The organism is Flavobacterium sp. CFBP9031 (genome assembly GCF_034044945.1).
Lineage (GTDB): Bacteria > Bacteroidota > Bacteroidia > Flavobacteriales > Flavobacteriaceae > Flavobacterium.
This window is the reverse complement of sequence record NZ_JAXCWF010000002.1, coordinates 133781-153090: the sequence shown is the minus strand read 5'-3', so window position 1 is coordinate 153090 and position 19310 is coordinate 133781. Positions and strand designations below refer to the sequence as shown.

Annotated in this window: 17 protein-coding genes; 7 read left to right on the top strand and 10 right to left on the bottom strand. The window is 35.1% G+C overall.

The window, feature by feature from the left end; all coding sequences use genetic code 11:
- The first annotated feature begins 51 nt into the window (after window positions 1-51).
- Complete coding sequence (locus tag SOM12_RS04265) at window positions 52-399, top strand: carboxypeptidase-like regulatory domain-containing protein (protein ID WP_320492504.1); 348 nt, start codon at window positions 52-54, stop codon at window positions 397-399.
- Between the two features lie 283 nt (window positions 400-682).
- Here the strand turns inward: SOM12_RS04265 and SOM12_RS04260 are convergent, their stop codons facing one another.
- Complete coding sequence (locus SOM12_RS04260; RefSeq protein WP_320492503.1) at window positions 683-1126, bottom strand: nuclear transport factor 2 family protein; 444 nt, start codon at window positions 1124-1126, stop codon at window positions 683-685.
- 125 nt (window positions 1127-1251) lie between these two features.
- On the opposite strand from SOM12_RS04260, the gene SOM12_RS04255 reads away from it, so the two are divergent.
- Window positions 1252-1614: a winged helix-turn-helix transcriptional regulator gene (locus SOM12_RS04255; protein ID WP_320492502.1), complete on the top strand. Its 363-nt coding sequence runs from the start codon at window positions 1252-1254 to the stop codon at window positions 1612-1614.
- Between the two features lie 323 nt (window positions 1615-1937).
- Here the strand turns inward: SOM12_RS04255 and SOM12_RS04250 are convergent, their stop codons facing one another.
- Window positions 1938-2129 (bottom strand): cold-shock protein, encoded by a 192-nt coding sequence (locus SOM12_RS04250; RefSeq protein WP_320492501.1) that lies wholly within the window; start codon window positions 2127-2129, stop codon window positions 1938-1940.
- Between the two features lie 198 nt (window positions 2130-2327).
- Between SOM12_RS04250 and SOM12_RS04245 the strand changes: the two genes are divergently transcribed.
- Window positions 2328-3836, top strand: a complete 1509-nt coding sequence (locus tag SOM12_RS04245; RefSeq protein WP_320492500.1) for a PAS domain-containing sensor histidine kinase — start codon at window positions 2328-2330, stop codon at window positions 3834-3836.
- 467 nt (window positions 3837-4303) lie between these two features.
- Here the strand turns inward: SOM12_RS04245 and SOM12_RS04240 are convergent, their stop codons facing one another.
- Window positions 4304-5557, bottom strand: coding sequence for a S41 family peptidase (locus SOM12_RS04240; RefSeq protein ID WP_320492499.1), 1254 nt, complete (start codon window positions 5555-5557; stop codon window positions 4304-4306).
- Between the two features lie 216 nt (window positions 5558-5773).
- Between SOM12_RS04240 and SOM12_RS04235 the strand changes: the two genes are divergently transcribed.
- Both SOM12_RS04235 and SOM12_RS04230 read left to right on the top strand, forming a co-directional pair.
- On the top strand, window positions 5774-6892 hold the full coding sequence (locus tag SOM12_RS04235) for a sensor histidine kinase (protein WP_320492498.1): 1119 nt from the start codon (window positions 5774-5776) through the stop codon (window positions 6890-6892).
- The gene (locus SOM12_RS04230) at window positions 6889-7593 is read left to right on the top strand and encodes a LytTR family DNA-binding domain-containing protein (RefSeq protein ID WP_320492497.1); all 705 of its coding nucleotides are present in this window, start codon (window positions 6889-6891) and stop codon (window positions 7591-7593) included. The genes SOM12_RS04235 and SOM12_RS04230 overlap by 4 nt, the downstream gene beginning before the upstream one ends.
- On the opposite strand, the gene SOM12_RS04225 is transcribed toward SOM12_RS04230, so the two are convergent.
- Window positions 7588-8292, bottom strand: coding sequence for a LytTR family DNA-binding domain-containing protein (locus SOM12_RS04225; RefSeq protein WP_320492496.1), 705 nt, complete (start codon window positions 8290-8292; stop codon window positions 7588-7590). The genes SOM12_RS04230 and SOM12_RS04225 overlap by 6 nt on opposite strands.
- A complete protein-coding gene (locus SOM12_RS04220) occupies window positions 8292-9122 on the bottom strand; it encodes a sensor histidine kinase (RefSeq protein ID WP_320492495.1) in 831 nt (276 codons plus the stop codon). The genes SOM12_RS04225 and SOM12_RS04220 overlap by 1 nt, the downstream gene beginning before the upstream one ends.
- Before the next feature lie 204 nt (window positions 9123-9326).
- Between SOM12_RS04220 and SOM12_RS04215 the strand changes: the two genes are divergently transcribed.
- Together SOM12_RS04215 and SOM12_RS04210 are read left to right on the top strand one after the other, a co-directional pair.
- On the top strand, window positions 9327-10214 hold the full coding sequence (locus SOM12_RS04215; RefSeq protein WP_320492494.1) for an ABC transporter ATP-binding protein: 888 nt from the start codon (window positions 9327-9329) through the stop codon (window positions 10212-10214).
- A 63-nt stretch (window positions 10215-10277) separates the two neighbouring features.
- Window positions 10278-13586, top strand: coding sequence for an ABC transporter permease/M1 family aminopeptidase (locus SOM12_RS04210; RefSeq protein WP_320492493.1), 3309 nt, complete (start codon window positions 10278-10280; stop codon window positions 13584-13586).
- Window positions 13587-14077: 491 nt separating this feature from the next.
- On the opposite strand, the gene SOM12_RS04205 is transcribed toward SOM12_RS04210, so the two are convergent.
- The 5 genes from SOM12_RS04205 to dnaK all read right to left on the bottom strand — a co-directional run bounded on the left by SOM12_RS04205 (window position 14078) and on the right by dnaK (window position 19171).
- Window positions 14078-14419, bottom strand: a complete 342-nt coding sequence (locus tag SOM12_RS04205; protein WP_320492492.1) for a helix-turn-helix domain-containing protein — start codon at window positions 14417-14419, stop codon at window positions 14078-14080.
- Between the two features lie 107 nt (window positions 14420-14526).
- Window positions 14527-15276, bottom strand: a complete 750-nt coding sequence (locus SOM12_RS04200) for a hypothetical protein (protein WP_320492491.1) — start codon at window positions 15274-15276, stop codon at window positions 14527-14529.
- Window positions 15276-16532, bottom strand: a complete 1257-nt coding sequence (locus SOM12_RS04195; protein ID WP_320492490.1) for a site-specific integrase — start codon at window positions 16530-16532, stop codon at window positions 15276-15278. Before SOM12_RS04195 ends, SOM12_RS04200 begins: the two co-directional genes overlap by 1 nt.
- A complete protein-coding gene (locus SOM12_RS04190; RefSeq protein ID WP_320492489.1) occupies window positions 16529-17083 on the bottom strand; it encodes a helix-turn-helix domain-containing protein in 555 nt (184 codons plus the stop codon). Before SOM12_RS04190 ends, SOM12_RS04195 begins: the two co-directional genes overlap by 4 nt.
- A gap of 204 nt (window positions 17084-17287) precedes the next feature.
- The gene (dnaK, locus tag SOM12_RS04185; protein WP_320492488.1) at window positions 17288-19171 is read right to left on the bottom strand and encodes a molecular chaperone DnaK; all 1884 of its coding nucleotides are present in this window, start codon (window positions 19169-19171) and stop codon (window positions 17288-17290) included.
- Window positions 19172-19310 lie beyond the last annotated feature (139 nt).

Sequence of the window (19310 nt, the reverse complement as noted above, 5' to 3'; positions counted from 1 at the left end):
TTCGCTTTCGTATAAAAACTCTTTATCAACTGTTTTAACCCCTATAATGTTATGCTGAAAAGAATACTTTTCATTATCTTGCTTTCTATTCCCCTTTTTGCTGCTCCATCACTGAAGGAAACTTTTAACATCTGGGGAAGGATTGTAGATAGTGGATTTAGTCCTATTGAATCATTCTCGATTAAGGTTTTTGAACTTAATACTTTTACAAATCAAAAAAAAATAATCCAAGATTTTAAAGCCAGAGATGATAATGGAGAATTTTTAATAAAAAACCTTAACTCAGGAACTTATCTTATTGAAGTTACAGTTGAAAATTATACAAGGTACAGCATTATAAAAACAGTTGGAAATAAAAACGAATCAGTCGGAGAAATCGTTTTACAAAATACCTGGTAAAATTATAAAACCAAGGATTACTGGAAAAATATTGGGGAAATTAAAAATTTTAAATATATTTTTTTGGCGCCTAATTACTTTTTTTAAATTCCCTATAAATATTGCTGGCCTTATTTAAAAAATTAAAGATTGTCAGGATGGTGCACTGGATAATTCGTGAAAGAGAAAATGCGCACCTTTTGAGCCGGCACGCACGCTTTTTTTTCTTCATTAGCACAAAATCAAACTCTGAAACTTTTTTTCTTTAAAAATTAGCAGGCATAACATGCAGTTTTTAGATAAGTCAGGATTTTTTCTCAATAACAAATGCCTTGAGTTCGGCTATTTTACCATTATCAAACCGCCAGATGTCACAATAGGAATAGTGATCATACTCTCCATTTACATTTTTGAGGGCAATGCTGCCTGTCGCCGTTACAAAGTCGCCCTGTTCTATGGCTTTTTCCATATCAAATACCGGCGGTGCAAGGTAAAAATCTTTTATATACTGCCTAACTGCTTCTTTTCCTAAAAGGGTCCTTTCCCCTACAAATTCCCATTTGGTATCTTCAGTGAGATACGATAGATACGCTTCGTACTCTCCTTTTCTTACATGCTGGTTTGCATTAACTAATAAAGCTGTGTTTTTCATGTTCGTTGTCTTTTTTAATTTCAGGTTTTCATTTTGAGAATAAATGCTGAGTACCCCCGTCAATAATAAAATAGTTGTGAAGCCTTTTTTCATCATTGCCTTTTTTGATTTAATTTTGAACTTTATATTATTTAATTAAAATAGTGCTGCAAAGCTATAACATAAAAGCCATAGCGGCTGTATGGACAGCCAATTGTAAGGTACTATCAAAAATGTAAGTTATGTCGAAAGTTAAGGTGACAAGCACCAATTTTGAAAATAAGAAAATCCTGGGAGAAGAGTGTTCAGAGGTCTACGCGGCAAACATAATTGGCGGCCAGTGGTCACTTGTAATCTGTTCCTGGCTGCTGCAGGGCAAAATGCGTTTTAGCGAATTAAGAAAATCCATACCCAATATAACAGAGCGTATGCTGACCCTGCAGCTGCGAAAACTGGAACAGGATCATATCATTAAGAGGAAGGCATATGCCCAGATCCCTGCTAAAGTAGAATATGAGCTGACAGAAATCGGCTGTGAATTAAAACCGATAATCCAGCAGATGGAACAGTGGGGAAAACGCCACAAATCTTTATATGCTGAATGAATTCTAAAATAAGGCCCCATAGGCCTTTAGCCCCGATTGCTTCGCCAGTTCGCTTCGCTTGTGTGCAATGGAAATCCTTTTGTGCCGGGGTTCGGCGCAAAAGATTGCAGCGAATAGCGGGAAAAAGCTCCTAAAAAATAATATTACATACAATTGACCCGAGGCTGGGCAAAAGATTGCTTCGCCAGTTCGCTGTCGCTCGGGTGCATCTTACAGCGGGAAGAGCTCCTGAAAAATAAATACTAATAATATATACACCACATCCATAAAACAAAAAAGGCACCTGATTAGAGGTGCCTTTATAAGTTAACTATGATAGTATATTATGCTACAACTACGTTTACTGCGTTTGGACCTTTACGGCCTTCTTCGATGTCATATCTTACTTCGTCGTTTTGACGAATGTTTTCTGATAGACCTGAAGCATGAACAAAAACTTCGTCCCCTCCATTATTAGGAGTTATGAATCCGAAACCTTTTTCTTCATTGAAAAATTTTACTGTACCTTCTTGCATTTTAATGTATTTAATTGCTTAAAGATAGCTTATTTAATCGGAACTTACTGAAATTGAGATTTTTATTTTTAAAACCAAATAATATACAATTGAATAGTTTTAATATTTTAATTTAAATTGTGAAACACTTTAAAAATGTAATGTAAAGATTCTTTAAAAAATTCTAGTTAGATTCGCAGGTACCAAAACAAAATCGCTATGTACCAAAATCCGATGCTTTTGAATAATATAGTTGATTCCCTTCCCCTGCCTGTTGCAGTGTATGTGGGAAATAATTTAACCATTGAGATTGCCAATCCTGCCATGATTAAGACCTGGGGTAAAGGAGATCAGGTAATTGGAAAAAACTATCTTGATATAGTCCCTGAAATTAAGGATCAGCAAATTTTTGATCAGGCGCTGACTGTGCTGAAAACCGGCATTGCATTTCATGCCAAAAATAAAAAAGTGGACCTTATTATCGAGGGTATCATGACCGAACACTATTTTAATTACTGTTTTATTCCCCTATTTAATGAAAAGGGAGAAGTATACGGTGTACTCAATACAGGAACCGATGTAACAGATCTTAATAAGGCTAAAGAAGAGGTGAAAAGTTCAAATGAAAAACTTACCATGGCAATTGACGCTTCGGGTATAGGAACCTACGAAATTGACCTGGCCACAAAAAAAATTAAAACTTCCGGGAATTTTAATGCCATCTGCTCTATTGATAAAGAAATAAGCACTGATGAACTGATTTCCCGACTGCATCCCGATGATCTGCCTGTACGGGAAAAGGCGCATAAGGAGGCTCTGAATACCGGAGAAATAAGCTATGAAGCCAGAATTATAAGCAATGATCAATCTGCAAAATGGGTCAAAATTAGCGGTAAAATCATAAATAATGAAAACGGCATTCCCAAAACTATTATCGGTGTCATTCAGGATATTCAAGAACACCGAGCATTTGAAGAAGAGCTAAAAAAACAGGTTGAAAATCAGACAGAAGAGCTGACACGCTCCAATAATGATCTTCTTCATTTTGCAGGAATTGTCAGCCATGATCTCCGGGAGCCTGTTCGAAAAATTAAAATTTTCAATACGCTGCTTAGTGATGAGAGCAAATCTGGTTTTTATAGAAATTCAGAAAAATATACATTAAAAATTGATCAGTCCGCAAAGAGAATGGAAAATATAATAGAAGGCATTTTAACCTATTCTACTCTTGACAAAACTAGTCAGCCCTTCGAGAAAATTGACCTCAATCAAATTATTGAAAATATTAAAACGGATCTTGAACTTGTCATTAAAGAAAAAGATGCTATTTTAATTACTTGTGAACTCCCTGAAATGGAAGGGGCCCCTATTCTCATCAGCCAGCTTTTTTACAACCTGATGCAAAACGCCTTAAAATTTTCAAAAGCAGACCAGCCCCCAAGGGTAATCATTTCTTCAGCACTAATCGATCATAAAGGAATAAAATCTGTAGAGATCAAAATTAAGGACAATGGTATCGGGCTTGATCCGGCATTTAGTGAAAGAATATTTACTCCATTTGAACGTCTCCATTCCAAAGACCAATACGAGGGCAATGGTCTGGGGCTTGCATTGTGCCAAAAAATAGTAAAAAGACACAATGGAAGAATTAGTGCATCTGGCGAAAAAGACAGTGGGGCTGAATTTACCGTGATACTCCCTTTAATACATGCAAAGCATACTATTTAAAGCTATAGTTATCAAAGCCTGCCGTCACTGCTGTAATGGAAATAAAATAACGCTGTTATAAATGTCTCAGAAATAAAACAACAACATAAATCAAACATACCAATTAGAATATACAAGGACGTACTTTCAATAGCACTGGGAATATTTATGAAATCTAAATACATTTGACAGATCAATAATATGAATTTCTTTATTTATCCGGACGTGGACGATTAGTCCTTAAAAATATTGTCATACTTTGAGCCTCATTAATTACAGTGAGCCAGTCAGCATCAAATTGCCCAAGCCACTGAAAGTCACGCCCTACCAGTAGTACGCCAATTTCCGCAAATCTTCCATAAAATTTATAGAAATTTGTCCGTTCCTGCCACTATAGCCAAATGGCGCCGATTGAAGACAATTGGCGCCATTTTTTATATATTTTTTGGATTAATACATTCATCTTAATTTTGTTTATAGATTTCGTATCACTTCATACTTTCTAATTTCTGAATCATTGCTTTTGTTGATTCTGAATTAGGATCTAATTCTAAAACTTTTTTATACGATTTCAATGCGTTCTCTTTATCCTGATTTAGAAAATACGCTTCACCTAAACTATCCCAGGAATTGGAATCATTTGGAAATAATTTTACATTCTCCTGAAATACAATCAGTGCGTTATCCATTTGTTTATCTTGTAAAAACGCATAGCCAATTTTGTTCAATACAGTACTCTTATTTTTTTTCATTGTTTTTTTTACAGCATCTATATACGCATAGACAAAGGCTTCTTTTTCACTAGTTTCTATATCGGGCTGAACACCTTTTGCTTCCCAGTTTGTTTTTGTAACCGGATTAATCGACCGCAGGTAAGGCACTGATATTGTGAATCCGTCATTCAAATTAATTCGTTTAGTTCTATTGGCACCACCTTTGGTAACTTCGCCAACTACAATAGCTTTATCCAAATGTTTTAAAGTATAAGTAAATGCTTCTGCCGCCGAAAAAGTGTGCTTACTGGTTAGAATATAAAGCGGCTTGTTTGCACTTCGTTTTCCGTTTACATTTTCAAACGAATATAGCTGTGTTTTTTGATTGGTTTCCCGTTCATAAAAATCACTTAATAAAACAGGTTTTTCTTCAAAGAAGTAACTCGATAATAACTGCATCATATTTGGAACACCTCCTCCATTAGCGCGCAGGTCGATAATGAATGCGTTGGTATTGCTTAAAAAATTCATTGCAGCTGTTGCTGTTTCTTCTGCATATTTTATATCTGCAAATTGGTTTAAATTTAAATAGCCAATATTTCCGTCCAATATTTTTACCTCTGTAAATCCGTAATTAATTTCGGCCATTTGCAAAGCCATTCTTTTCTCCATTTCTAATTGCGCTTCCTGAGAAATAACATTCTTTTCCCTGGCAATATGCTCAGGTTCAAATCGAACTTTTAGATGTAAATCTTTGCTGATACGTTGTAAATCTTGGGTTAGTATTTTAGAGAACTCAACAGGACTTGTAATTTCTTTATATTTATTAGACTTTAAATTTTTATCCAGTTCAATTGTCATTCTTTTTGACAAATCTAAATCGATATAAGATTTTTCAATATGAGTTTTCACTGCCGATACAATGGCCTTTCTGTCTTTTGTATCCAATAGCCGTTTACTGTCTTGTGCCATTGCGTTTTGTACAATTAAAAGCAGCATTAGCAGCATCATTTTAAAATGGTTTTTCATAATGTTTTATTTTTAAATATTTATAATTTACAGCAAACCTATCTGCAGACTAAAATGGTTTAAAACTTTTTTCATGAACCTTTAAATAGTTAGCACATACAATTAATTTGCATAATCAAATCTAGTTGAAGTCGAAAATATTAGTGTTTATGTCTCATTTTAGTGAATTGATGCACATTGAAGAGAAAAAAAGTCAATTTTTGTTAATTTTGACTCATGGCTGAATTTCTTAAAAAGTACAAAGCTTTTATATATGGATTGGTGATCCAAAGGATAATAGTGGTTGTTTTGTTATATTTTCATTTTATTTACATTGATAATACCGCCCTATTGTCCAACACACTGAGTTTCATTTTTAGCTGGCTGATAATCTCACTGCCTATTCATTATTATTCATTTTTAAAACAGCATAAAGCCACTAGCTTAAAGCTGCTTATCTTGATTGCCTTTTTTTGGGCAATCATTATAAACGACATGAATTCCAAAATAATTGATAATCCGGTAACATTTATAGGATTAGTTGGTATTGGATTATCTTTTTTTTCCATTATAGCGCCTTCCTATTTTAAGAAGCATGCATTGATTGTACTCGGTTTTTATGTTCTGGCTCTAGGCTACTTCTACTATATAAGGGTTCATACTAATTTTAATAATTATTTTCAGCAGGAAAAAGAGATTAAAATTATCCTGACTGCTCCCTTTTTCGTGTTACTTTTAATTTGGTTCTATCAGCAATGGAAATGGCTCAAAACAATTGAGTCAAAAAAAGCCAAAGCAGAGTTATCGTTACTCAAAAGCCAAATCAATCCGCACTTTTTTTTCAATACTTTAAATAATCTATATGGTCTAATAATAGAGAAATCCGAGGATGCTCCATATGTTGTTTTAAAATTATCTGAAATAATGCGCTATACCATTTATATGGGAAAAGAAGATATCATACCATTAAAGGATGAAATAGAATATTTAAGGAATTACATTGAGCTGCATAAAATAAGATATCAAAAAAAGGTCGATATTACTTTTAGTCATGATGGGCAGGCTGACTATAAAATTGCGCCTTTACTTTTTATTATTCCCTTAGAAAATGCCTTTAAACATGGAGTAGAGCGTTTAACGGAATATGCTTATATTCACATTAATCTAAAAACTTATAATAATCTAATCTGTTTTGACATTGAGAATAACTTTGAATCGCGGGAATCTCAAACTCCCGGTATTGGATTAAACAATTTGAGACAGCGTTTAAAACTATTATATCCTAACAAACACCAAATGAAAATTGACATTACAGATTCTATTTATAAATTACATCTAAAAATAGAAATGACATGATACACTATTTAATTATAGATGATGAACCTATTGCGCATCGTATTATTGAAAACTATTGTGAAAACTTGCACCATTTGGAAAAGAAAGGAAATTGCTATAATGCCTTTGAAGCTATGGAATTCTTAAATGAAAATGCAGTAGACTTGCTATTTTTAGATATCAATATGCCCAAATTATCCGGTTTCGATTTTTTAAAAACATTACCCAATCCACCTAAAATAATAGTGACAACAGCCTATAAAGAATTTGCTTTAGAGGGTTATGAACTTAATGTTTCTGATTATTTACTAAAGCCCTTTAGCTTTGACCGATTTCTAAAAGCCATTAACAAGACATTTGATAGTGCTCAAAATAAAAAAAGTAGTGTTGCATTGCCGCCAAACGAAATAGAACCAAATATAAATAGCTTTTTTTTAAGAGGTGATAAAAAGCACCATCAAATTCATTTTGACGATTTACTGTTTATAGAAGCTTATGGACATTACTGTAAAGTATATCTAAAAAATGACATGATTATAAGCCATCAGAAAATTTCAGATTTTGAACAGCTTCTTCCAAAATTTAATTTTATAAGAACCCATAAATCTTTTATTGCTGCAAAAGATAAAATTAAACAGATTGAAGGTAACAGGATGTTAATTGATAAATATAAAGTACCTATTGGACAAACTTATAAAGAAAACATTATGATGCTTTTATAATTTTGAATTTAATAACCCATTTACATTTATCTTATACAGTTTACCAATAGGAATTGTAAAATCACCGATTTTGATCCTGTTTCCTTCCACACTTTTAATATGTTTAATGGCAACAGCAAAGGATTTATGTACCTGCATAAAATCATTTTTAGGCAGTAATTCCATCAAATCAGAGAGTTTTTCTCTAACAAGTATTGAATTGTCATTTTTGGTAATTACTTTAACGTAGTTTCCCGATGCTTCGACATATAAGATCATACCAATAAAAATCTGTATGTGTTTTTTATCTGCACGTAAAAAAATGCTTCTTGAATATTCATCCTGCCCAGGATTGATACTTACTTTAGAAGTCAAACTGGAAATTTTGTTTATCGCTTTTAAAAAACGTTCAAAACCAAATGGTTTTAAGAGGTAGTCAATAATATTTAGTTCATAACCTTCAATTGCGTACTCCTGGTAAGCCGTCGTAACAATAATTTTGGGTGCAGATGCCAGTGTTTTTAAAAAATCAAATCCCTTTAATTTGGGCATATTTAGATCTAAGAAAATTAAATCTACAGTATGATTTCTTAAATAATCAAGGGCCTCTAAGGCATCATAACAATTCTTTTTTAACTGCATATTGGGAAGCATGCTGCAGTACTCCTCAATAATAGCATGGGCTATATGTTCATCATCTATAATTAAATACCTGATCATTACACTTTTAAGATTAAATTTGCTTTGTATATAGTATCATTTTTTGAAACCCAGAACTCATGCTTTTTTGGATAAGCCAATTCTAATCTTCTTTTCAAATTCTTAATACCGATACCAGATGATTGACTTACTAAATCCGTATCATAGTTATTCTCTACTTTAAAAGATATAGTATTATTATTTGAACTAAGTTTAATAGTAACAAATGCATTTTCTCTTAAATTTTCGACACCGTGTTTAAATGCATTCTCCAAAAGCATTATATAAAGTAAAGGAATTATTTTAAGCTGATCATCCTCCACAGTAGTTTCAAAATTTACGTTTATCTTTTTGTGATAGCGTAAAGTATGCAAGTCGATGTAGTTTTTTAAATAGGCAATTTCCTCTCCTATCGTAACAAAATCCTTCCGGCCTTCATAAATACTGTAACGCATCATATCGGAAAGTTTCAAAATTAACTCCTGTGCTTTTTTTTGATCCTTTGCCACCCAGCCGTACAAATTATTGAGCATATTAAAAAAGAAATGGGGATTTACCTGATTCTGCAGATGCAGCAGTTCCATTTTTCCGTTTTCGTTTTTTAATTTAATAATAAACAAAATTTGTTTTACCAGCCAATAAATGCCAAAGCAAAATAATGCCAGATAGAGCAGGAAATAAAAACTGATAATCGGAATGCTGACTTTTGGACTATAGTTTTCAAAAAGTACTACAGAATCCTTATTCGAGGTAATTACTATAAAAAATATTACCACTATTGGAACTCCTGCTAAAACTAAAGCAATTGCCCCGATGATATTCCTCTTGTTATTGTTAGTTGTTAAAATCATAATCACAAATGTAAATTAATAAAAATTATTGATAAAATAAGTTGACAAACAATGCGCACAGCCCTTTCAACGGCCAGAAATAAGTGATGAAAACACTTTATGAGCACCCTGTATATTTGTATCACAAAACACACTGGTTCATCACATTTACTTTATTGATATCAGCTAAGAAAATACGTTTGTTTAAAATTTAAACTCAAACAAATGAACAGTCTTAGTATTTCCAATCTCTCCAAAACCTATTCTAATGGTGTAAACGCACTGCAAAACATAACGCTGGATATTCCGCTAGGCATGTTTGGCCTTTTAGGTCCCAATGGTGCAGGAAAATCAACTTTAATGAGAACAATCGCCACATTACAAGAGGCAGACTCCGGCAGCGTGAAACTCGGAGATATAGATGCCCTTACGCAGAAACATGAACTAAGAAAAGTATTGGGATACCTGCCCCAGCAATTTGGTTTGTACCCTAAAATTTCTGCTGAAGTTCTCCTGCACCACTTAGCGGTGTTAAAAGGAATTACTAATCAAAAAGAACGCCGCGAAATAGTGGATGCGCTATTGCATAAGACTAATTTATATGAAGTAAAAAACCAAAACCTCAGCGGATTTTCAGGCGGAATGAAACAGCGTTTTGGCATCGCGCAGGCATTACTCAATAACCCAAAATTACTTATTGTTGATGAGCCCACTGCCGGACTCGATCCTGTTGAAAGAAACCGGTTTTATAACATCTTAAGCGAGCTTAGTGAAAACACAGTGGTAATACTATCAACACATATCGTGGATGATGTAAAGGAATTGTGCACCAACATGGCCATCATCAATAAGGGAGAAGTGCTTCTTAAAGGAAATCCTTTGGAACTAATAAACCAGACTGAAGGAAAAATATATCAAAAAACAATTCATAAAAATGAATTGGAAGAGTATAAGAAAGAATACAACGTAATTGCAGAAAAATTATTTCTTGGAAAACCTATAATTCATGTCATCAGTGAAAACAATCCGAAAAATGGTTTTATCTCAGTAAATGCCGGTTTAGAAGATGTGTACTTTTCGCAGATTCTTGCCAGTTCTAAAAAGAAACTTTAATTCTCCTGAATACTTAATCAAGTAAAATTTTCTATTCTAATCTATTAAAATTAACGATTAACCATGTGGTACGACATATTTAAATTCGAAATCCAATACAGAATAAAACGCCCTGACACCTATATCTTTTTTATTTTTATATTCTTCTTCTCCCTTGCGGGTGTGGACTTTGTCTTTCAAGGGATTGATATGGGTTCCGTAAAAACAAATGCGCCTATAGTTATAGCAAAAGCTATGGCTGCTGTTACCGCAATTTTAATGATGGTGACTTCTTTGATTATGGGTGTTTCAGTATTGCGGGACTATCAATACAATATAGAATCTCTACTATTTGTTAATCCAATACAAAAGCGGGATTATTTATTAGGCCGCTTTCTAGGCTCTTTTGCAGTATTATTGTTTGTATTTACAGGGCTTTTATTAGGATTTACCCTTGGGGAATTTATGCCTTGGCGTTATCCGGAAAATTTAATGCCTTTTAACTTTTTAGCTTATCTGCAGCCCTTTATAATTGTAGTGCTGCCCATGCTGTTTTTTGCATCGGCATTGTTTTTTGTTAGTGGCGCTTTAAGCAGAAACTTAATGGTAGTCTATACACAGGGAGTACTTCTTTTTGTTCCCTTTCTATTGACAAAATCTATAAAGAACGATTTCCTGCAAGCCCTTTTAGATCCTTTTTCCCTGACAACGCTCACTGATATGAATACCTTGCTTACAGCGGCAGAACGCAATTCAACGCTTGTTCCTTTTAGTGGCGTGCTTCTCTACAATAAATTATTCTGGGTTTTTCTAGGGATGCTTATTTTAATAGTAGGGTACTTCAAGTTTAATTTTAGCACAGCAAAAAACAAAAAACCTAAAGAAAAAAAAATAAAGACTATTCATGACTTAAATACTGCCGCTGACGAGAATCTCAAAATACCGTTAGTATTAATACAGTATAATTTTAAATCACAATGTATTCAGCTATTACAGCTTACATGGTTTTATTTTATATCCATTTGTAAGCAGGTATCGTTCTGGGCTATTATCATCTGTGCATTAATTATCATTTTAATAAACTCTATTAATCTGAATATTGCATATGATGTTGCCAGTTATCCTACAACCTATCTTGTTATAAAAGAATTAAAAGAATTATCGCTTTACTTTTTTGCAATAATACTGATCTTCTATTCAGGCGAGCTCATCTGGAAAGAAAGAGAAATTAAGCTGGATCTAATCTATGGCGCAGCATCCATATCAGATATTATAATCCTACTGGGCAAATTCCTTGGCCTTTTATTGATATACATCGTATTGATACTCTCTCTGATTATATTTGGGATGGCCTTTCAAACGGCAAATGGCTGGTATCACTATGAACTGGATGTTTATTTCTATGGTTTTTTTATTGAGTTTTTTCCTTTTCTGGTTTTGTACACCTTTATATCTTTTTTCTTTCAGGCGCTAACAAATAATAAATTCACAGGCTTTATTTTAGTAATGTTTTTTGTTATCCTAAATACTGTTTTGGATTTTTTTGGCTTCGAGCACGATCTTTACAAATTTGGCGGGAGTGGTTTGGATTCCTATTCAGACATGAACGGTTACGGTCACTTTCTAGTATCTTATTTGTGGATTAAGGCATATTGGATTGCATTTGGCATTCTCTTGCTAATCCTCGCTTCGATTCTCTCTGTCAGAGGCACTGAAACCAGTTTTAAAAAACGTATCGAGTTTGGCATGCAGCGATTAACAAAACCCATGCTCCAATTTGTATTGTCAGTATTACTGGTATTTGCTTTACTAGGAAGTTATATTTTCTACAATACCAATATCCTGAACAAATATGAGAGTACCGATGATAAATTAGAATTTAGGGCAGATTATGAAAAAATGCTGAAAAGGTTTGAATATCTGCCGCAGCCTAAAATTACGGATGTTAAGCTGCAAGTTGAGCTGTATCCAAAAACCAGAGATTATACCCTTGAAGGTTATTACATACTTACCAATACCTTAAAAGAACCTATTTATAAAATCTATCTGCAAAAACCGATAGGATCAGAAATAAATTTAGAAGAAGTCAGTTTTGAGGGAGAAGCTTTTGCAGATAAACAATATAACCAATACGGCTTTTATATTTACACCTTAAAAAAACCATTACAAGCAGGTGAAGCTGTTAAAATGAAATTTAAGCAGAGGTATACAACTAAAGGTTTTAAAGAAAATGATTCTAATAAGAGTGTCCTTCAAAATGGTGCATACTTGACAAATAAAACGTTACCAACTCTGGGCTACAGCAAAGAATATGAGCTTGATGATACTAGAATTAGGACAGAATTTGAACTGCCGCCTGCAAAAGGAATGCCCAAAAGAAACGATAAAACGGAATTAACTTATTCAAGTACTGGAGGCAGCGCTGATTTAATCAATTTTGAAGTTACTATCGGGACAGACAAAAGTCAAAAAGCAATTTCTTCTGGCACTTTACAAAAGAGATGGACAGTAGGTAATCGTTCCTATTTTGATTATAAAACAGATAAACCAATAGTAAATCAGTATGCGATAATATCGGCAGATTATGAAGTTTCCAAGAGCAGATGGTTTCCTAAAAATGATCGTTCGGCAACTCCGGTAGATTTAGAAATCTATTATCAAAAAGGACATTACTATAACGTGGACAGAATGACCCAGGCTTTCAAATTATCTTTTGATTATTTTTCTACGAATTTTAGCTCTTATCAACATAGCAATATGCGTATCATAGAAACTCCTAATTACATGGAACAAGCAGAGTCTTTCTCCGGAACAACACCATTCTCTGAATCCAATGAGTTTATGTTCAATATTGATGACCAATCAGATGTCGATATTATTCTCTACAGAACAGCGCATGAATTAGCACACCAATGGTGGGGAATGCAGCTGCAGGCGGCAAATGTTCAAGGAAAAAATATGATTTTGGAAACCCTGGCCCAATATTCTGCTTTAATGGTCATGAAAAAGAAATATCCCAAAGAAAAAATAGAGCAGCTTTTGCAAAAAGAACAAGAAGTCTATATGCAGGCAAAGAAAAGATACGACAAACAAGAAGTTCCTTTAGAATTAGTTGAAAAACAAGATTATATATTCAATGCAAAAGGAATTTTAGCAATGTCAGCTCTTCAAAATTACATTGGCGAAGAAAAGGTGAATCTTGCTTTAAAAAGGTTTATTCGTGATTGGAACAGCTCTAACGGAAAATTGAAATCAAAGATTCCTAATTACCCAACAACAAAAGAACTGCTTACTTATTTTATTGAAGTTACCCCTATTTCTTTGCGTCATAAAGTGTATAGTTTGTTTGAAAAAACGGAATTCGATAGCAATATTATTTTTAGCGATAAATGATTCCTATTTTATTAATTATTCGCAGTAAAAAAATAAAATAATAATGGCTAAAATTTATGCTGGAATTATTTTCATAACAATACTTGCCTGTACATTTTCGGGCAAGTATTTTGAAAATTAAAGGTAGAGCTAATACTTTTTTTGTGGCTAAAAGTTAAGTCTGCAGCCAGCAGAAATCAATCATTACAAATTTTGGCATGAAATGCAACTCATTTCCTGCTTCATGAAATTTGGATCAATGTTAATGGGGATTTTAAAAGCTGGGTTAATTTAGTTTAGAATCCAGTATTTTTAATAAATTTCTAACAAAAACATACCACCGTTAATCAGTTAGTTAACGTTAAACAGAAGCTGCATTGAAAGCGGTTTCGGGCTTAAGGTTCAATCCTGCTCTTGGAACGGTTCAAATCGTGTTAAAGCACAAAATACTAAAAAGAAGCTGTATTTTTCTTTTTGAGGATGTAATCGAGCGGCAAAGGTATTCCTGCCGGCTATTTCTTCCGGTTATGATTCAATTTCATCGCTTCTGTTTCGATTTCCTCTACGGTTTTCCTTTTCCCTTTAGAAATCCATTCTAAAAGCTCTTCTTCAAAAAAATACAGCTTTTTGCCATATTTATAGCAGGGAATTTTTCTCTGCTGCACAAGAGCGTAAATTGTAGGCTTCGCTTTCCCTATCAGCCGGCTTGCTTCATGAATGCCGATTGGAATGCTTTTTTCTTTAGATTCATATACCTGCACATTCTGAATCAGAACTTTGATCTCGGCAATTTCTTTCACTAAGTGCGCTACTGCTTTGGGCAGGTTCTCAAAAGAGATTTCGTTTGTGTCCATAACTGTCGTTTTTAATAGTTATGTTGCAAATGAAAAAAGTGTTTCTGCTGTGTCCTTCTTCACGGGAGAAACACCTGAAAAACACAGTGATTTACAAGTATCGGCATTTAAAAATATGTAAGATCTTCAACAATCTTTAAAAGACCTTTCTGTTCATCATCTTTCAGATGCGTTTTAATGCTTTTCTGCTCAACATCTTTTAAAGCGTCGGCAAAAGTCAATTTTAAAAATTGTGCGGCTCTGTCCTGCCTGCTGGCTTTAAAACAATTCCAGATATTCCAGCCAAAATGATACAGATCCAGATTGGACAGATCTTTTACTTTTACCGGCTTAATATTTTCGAAATTTATGCCTTCAGCATATATGATTATATTCCTTCCCAATTGTTCCAGATCTTCATCCGAAACGTACAGCGCAAACTCCCGCTTTGCATAACGGATGGCTGTATCAATCCTTTCCTGTTTTTGATTTCTGACTGCATTTTGACGCTCCTCCCTTATCTTCTCAATATCAAGGGCTGAATTTTTATTTTCAGGCATTTCGGGCTTAATTAAACCATTCTGAAGCCCTTCTTCTATTTTTACAAGGTCCTCACTTGTAATGAGGCTTTCAGGCGATTGCTTTTTTTCAGCCTTCAAAAAACGATTCAGTATTCCTGCAGCCAATTCGTTTAGAAACAGGCTTAGAATTGCAAACATTAAAACTCCAAATCCAGTGCTGATCCAAAAAAAAACACCGGCCGTATATTCATCCGCACCTTTTTCCAAGAGCACCAGTCTTCCGATTGCACCGACAAAAAAACAGACTAAAAAAACAGACAGGTAAACTGTAATATATTCGAAGTACTTTATTTTCATTACGCTCTTTTCTTTAAAGATTCCAATTGTATTGCCTGCGAAGCTCTGTTTTTCTTCTCATCTATTACTTTGGCGTAGATTTGAGTAGTTTTTACGTTGGTATGCCCCAGCATTTTGCTGACCGTATAGATGTCTGTCCCGCTGGACAGCTGCAGTGTTGCAAATGTATGGCGGAAGCAGTGGAATGTAATGTTTTTTTTAATGCCGGCAGATTCAACCCATTTTTTCAGAGGTCTTGAAATCCACGACGGGTCCGGCAGATCCTCAAAAACAAGCTGCCCGGGAAGCCTTGGCTCTCCACAGAGCTGCAAAGACTGCTCAGAAATAGGCATATATTCGACACCCCTTGTTTTTTTCTGGGTGAAATGCAGTTTGGCCATGCCGTCTTCCAAGCTTATCTCTTTCCAGCGGAGTTTCTGAATGTCGGAATGCCGCAGGCCGGTAAGCGCTGAGAAAAGCGCGGCTCTTTTAAGGACATCTTTTTCGCAGGGCGTTTCAGCCAGCACGTTCAATTCTTTAATGGTAAGATATTCGCGTCTTGATTCCTGCTCAGGTATGCCTTTTATTTTTGAAGACAAATCAACGGTTAGATATCCGTCGATAAAGGCCTGTTTTAAAGCCGCTTTAAATATGGAAAAATACCTTGCTGCAGTGTTGCGGGAAAGTATTCCTTTTTTGCCTCCTCCGAGCGGCGCAGCCAGCAGAAACAGCTTAAAATCTTCCGCCATTCTGCTGTCAATCTGGGAAAACACCAGCCTGCCTTTGGAATAGCTTTTTAAAAACTCTATGGTCCGCTCCCAATTGATCATAATGGATTTTGAGCTTCGGGCATGCCTTTTTGCTGCCACAGAGGCAATGTATTTGATAAAATCCTCTTTTGCTTTTTCTTTCTGTTCAGCCAATAGGTTCTCAGCATCACTGTACAGATCTGTATTATCATATTCTTTCTGCCTGATTTTACGCACTCCGTCGGCATAGAGCATAATTTCACGGTCGGTTTCGCTTCTGGTGATTATTATTCCGTTATCGCTGCGTCTGGGCTTATAGGATTTTATGCCCTGCGCATCTGTACGGGCGGTTCTCTGCTTGTCCCACTCCACGGTTTTTACGGTTCTGTTTAAGTATTCACGGATTCTCTGTGGCGTTTTCTTTCCGGAAACCTCAACAGGATAGCTTTCTATGTAGACATACCATTCCTCTCGGTCTTCTGCTTTTCGAAGACGCACAGTCACCTTGGTTTTTGCTAATTGTTTCATATAAAATCATTTCCGTTATACAAGTTATCAATTTCGCTTTTTGGAGCATATACATGCTTTCCGATCTGCCTGGTAGGTATTGAATATTTCCTGATATGGCTGTAGACAGAACCTTCAGATATCTGAAATCTTTCAGCTATTTCACCGATGGAATAGCAGTCTTCTTTTTCAAGGCTGTATAATTTTTTCTTCGGTTGGCTTTCAACCTGCGGCAGGCTGCGGGCAGGGCCGAACATCCCTTCCATTACTCTGCGGTCGATCCTTACAAGGCGGGTTCCAAGATTAACTGACGGAATTTTTCCCTGCCCCACAAGCCTGTAGAGGGTTCTTTTGGCAATTCCAAAAAGCATGCCAGCCTCAGAGACGGAAAGAAATGCCCTATCCTGCGGTATTTTCTCTATCATCGCTTTGATATCAGCTTCATTTTTAAGCTGCTTCACCTTCTGCTTGTATGCTTTTTTACTGCATTTTGGCGAGCAGTAGACAGAAGTTACGGTCTTGGGCAGAAACACTTCCGCGCATACAAGACATTGTTTGTTTATTCTTTTCATCGCCTTTATCCCCAATTTAAGTGCCATAAGTATACATAAGTGCCACATTATCGCCTTTTAAGTGCCGGTACAAATATGGTACAAATATATGATAAAAAACGACTAAAAAACAGCATAAACGAAAAAGAACAAAAAAGAAAAACCGCTGTAAACATTTCGTTTACAGCGGTTTAATAACTATTGTTAACTGATGTTAATCAGTACTTATTTGACCTCTTCGAATTCAACGTCTTCAACGTTATCTCCAGAAGACTGCTCTTGTTGTGGAGCAGCTTGCTGTCCTTCACCACCTTGAGCGTACATTGCTTCTGTAGCTGTTTTCCAAGCTGCATTTACATTGTCTAATCCTTTTTGGATTGCGTCAAGATCTTGAGATTGGTGAGCCATTCTCAATTCAGTTAAAGCGTATTCGATAGCTGTTTTTTGATCGTCTGTCAATTTATCTCCTAACTCTTTCAATTGAGATTCAGTTTGGAAAATAGTACTGTCAGCTTCGTTCAATTTCTCAGCTCTTTCTTTTGCAATTCTGTCAGCATCAGCGTTAGCTTCAGCATCTTTTTTCATTTTTTCGATTTCTTCAGCTGTTAATCCAGAAGAAGCTTCGATACGGATATCGTGAGATTTTCCTGTTCCTTTATCAGTTGCAGAAACTTTGATGATACCATTAGCATCGATATCGAAAGTTACTTCGATTTGAGGAACTCCTCTTGGTGCTGGTGGAATACCATCTAAGTGGAAACGACCGATAGTTTTGTTATCAGCAGCCATTGCTCTTTCTCCTTGTAATACGTGGATTTCAACAGATGGTTGAGAATCAGCAGCAGTAGAGAATACTTGAGATTTTTTAGTTGGGATAGTTGTGTTAGACTCGATTAATTTAGTCAATACACCACCCATAGTTTCGATACCTAAAGAAAGAGGAGTTACGTCAAGTAACAATACATCTTTTACATCTCCAGATAAAACTCCACCTTGAATAGCAGCTCCAATAGCAACAACCTCATCAGGGTTAACACCTTTAGAAGCTTTTTTACCAAAGAATTTTTCAACTTCGTCAGCGATTCTTGGCATACGAGTAGAACCTCCTACAAGGATTACTTCGTCGATATCAGATGTAGATAAACCTGCATCTTTTAATGCTTTAGCAACTGGCTCCATAGAACGTTTTACTAAAGTATCAGATAATTGCTCAAATTTAGCTCTAGATAATTTTTTCACTAAGTGTTTTGGTCCAGAAGCAGTAGCAGTTACGTAAGGTAAGTTGATTTCTGTTTCAGCAGAAGATGATAATTCAATCTTAGCTTTCTCAGCAGCTTCTTTCAAACGCTGTAATGACATTGGGTCTAAACGTAAGTCAATACCTTCTTCAGTTTTGAATTCGTCAGCTAACCAGTCAATAATAACTTGGTCAAAATCATCACCACCTAAGTGAGTATCACCATTTGTAGATAATACTTCAAATACACCGTCTCCTAATTCAAGAACAGAGATATCAAAAGTACCTCCACCTAAATCGTAAACAGCAATTTTTTGATCATTTCCTTTTTTATCTAATCCGTAAGCAAGTGCAGCTGCAGTTGGCTCATTGATGATACGCATAACTTTAAGACCAGCGATTTCTCCAGCTTCTTTTGTAGCTTGACGCTGAGCATCGTTAAAGTATGCAGGAACAGTAATAACTGCCTCAGTTACTGTTTGACCTAAATAGTCTTCAGCAGTTTTTTTCATTTTTTGAAGTGTCATAGCAGACAATTCTTGAGCAGTGTATAAACGACCGTCAATATCCACACGTGGAGTATTGTTGTCACCTTTTACAACACTGTAAGGAACTCTTTTTGCCTCTTCTTGAGTTTCAGCAAAAGTGTGTCCCATAAAACGTTTAATAGAAGCAATCGTTTTTGTAGGATTCGTTACTGCTTGTCTTTTTGCAGGATCACCTACTTTAATTTCTCCACCTTCAACAAAAGCGATGATAGATGGTGTAGTTCTTTTTCCTTCTGCGTTAGGGATAACAACTGCTTCGTTACCTTCCATTACAGAAACACAAGAGTTCGTCGTACCTAAGTCAATTCCGATTATTTTACCCATTTTTTATATATTTAATTTTTGATTTAATTTTATAACTCAGGTGGCATAAGTCAATCTTTGTGCCAATATAAAAAACTAAATAAAATTGTCAGTTTTAGCGTCAGTGCCCTAAAAATCATCTGACAACATGACATTTTTA

Excerpts from the sequence above, each read along its gene's own strand:
- SOM12_RS04265 (WP_320492504.1), top strand. The coding sequence starts at position 52 with ATGCTGAAAAGAATACTTTTCATTATCTTGCTTTCTATTCCCCTTTTT.
- SOM12_RS04260 (WP_320492503.1), bottom strand. The coding sequence starts at position 1,126 with ATGATGAAAAAAGGCTTCACAACTATTTTATTATTGACGGGGGTACTC.
- SOM12_RS04255 (WP_320492502.1), top strand. The coding sequence starts at position 1,252 with ATGTCGAAAGTTAAGGTGACAAGCACCAATTTTGAAAATAAGAAAATC.
- SOM12_RS04250 (WP_320492501.1), bottom strand. The coding sequence starts at position 2,129 with ATGCAAGAAGGTACAGTAAAATTTTTCAATGAAGAAAAAGGTTTCGGA.
- SOM12_RS04245 (WP_320492500.1), top strand. The coding sequence starts at position 2,328 with ATGTACCAAAATCCGATGCTTTTGAATAATATAGTTGATTCCCTTCCC.
- SOM12_RS04240 (WP_320492499.1), bottom strand. The coding sequence starts at position 5,557 with ATGAAAAACCATTTTAAAATGATGCTGCTAATGCTGCTTTTAATTGTA.
- SOM12_RS04235 (WP_320492498.1), top strand. The coding sequence starts at position 5,774 with ATGGCTGAATTTCTTAAAAAGTACAAAGCTTTTATATATGGATTGGTG.
- SOM12_RS04230 (WP_320492497.1), top strand. The coding sequence starts at position 6,889 with ATGATACACTATTTAATTATAGATGATGAACCTATTGCGCATCGTATT.
- SOM12_RS04225 (WP_320492496.1), bottom strand. The coding sequence starts at position 8,292 with ATGATCAGGTATTTAATTATAGATGATGAACATATAGCCCATGCTATT.
- SOM12_RS04220 (WP_320492495.1), bottom strand. The coding sequence starts at position 9,122 with ATGATTTTAACAACTAACAATAACAAGAGGAATATCATCGGGGCAATT.
- SOM12_RS04215 (WP_320492494.1), top strand. The coding sequence starts at position 9,327 with ATGAACAGTCTTAGTATTTCCAATCTCTCCAAAACCTATTCTAATGGT.
- SOM12_RS04210 (WP_320492493.1), top strand. The coding sequence starts at position 10,278 with ATGTGGTACGACATATTTAAATTCGAAATCCAATACAGAATAAAACGC.
- SOM12_RS04205 (WP_320492492.1), bottom strand. The coding sequence starts at position 14,419 with ATGGACACAAACGAAATCTCTTTTGAGAACCTGCCCAAAGCAGTAGCG.
- SOM12_RS04200 (WP_320492491.1), bottom strand. The coding sequence starts at position 15,276 with ATGAAAATAAAGTACTTCGAATATATTACAGTTTACCTGTCTGTTTTT.
- SOM12_RS04195 (WP_320492490.1), bottom strand. The coding sequence starts at position 16,532 with ATGAAACAATTAGCAAAAACCAAGGTGACTGTGCGTCTTCGAAAAGCA.
- SOM12_RS04190 (WP_320492489.1), bottom strand. The coding sequence starts at position 17,083 with ATGAAAAGAATAAACAAACAATGTCTTGTATGCGCGGAAGTGTTTCTG.
- dnaK (WP_320492488.1), bottom strand. The coding sequence starts at position 19,171 with ATGGGTAAAATAATCGGAATTGACTTAGGTACGACGAACTCTTGTGTT.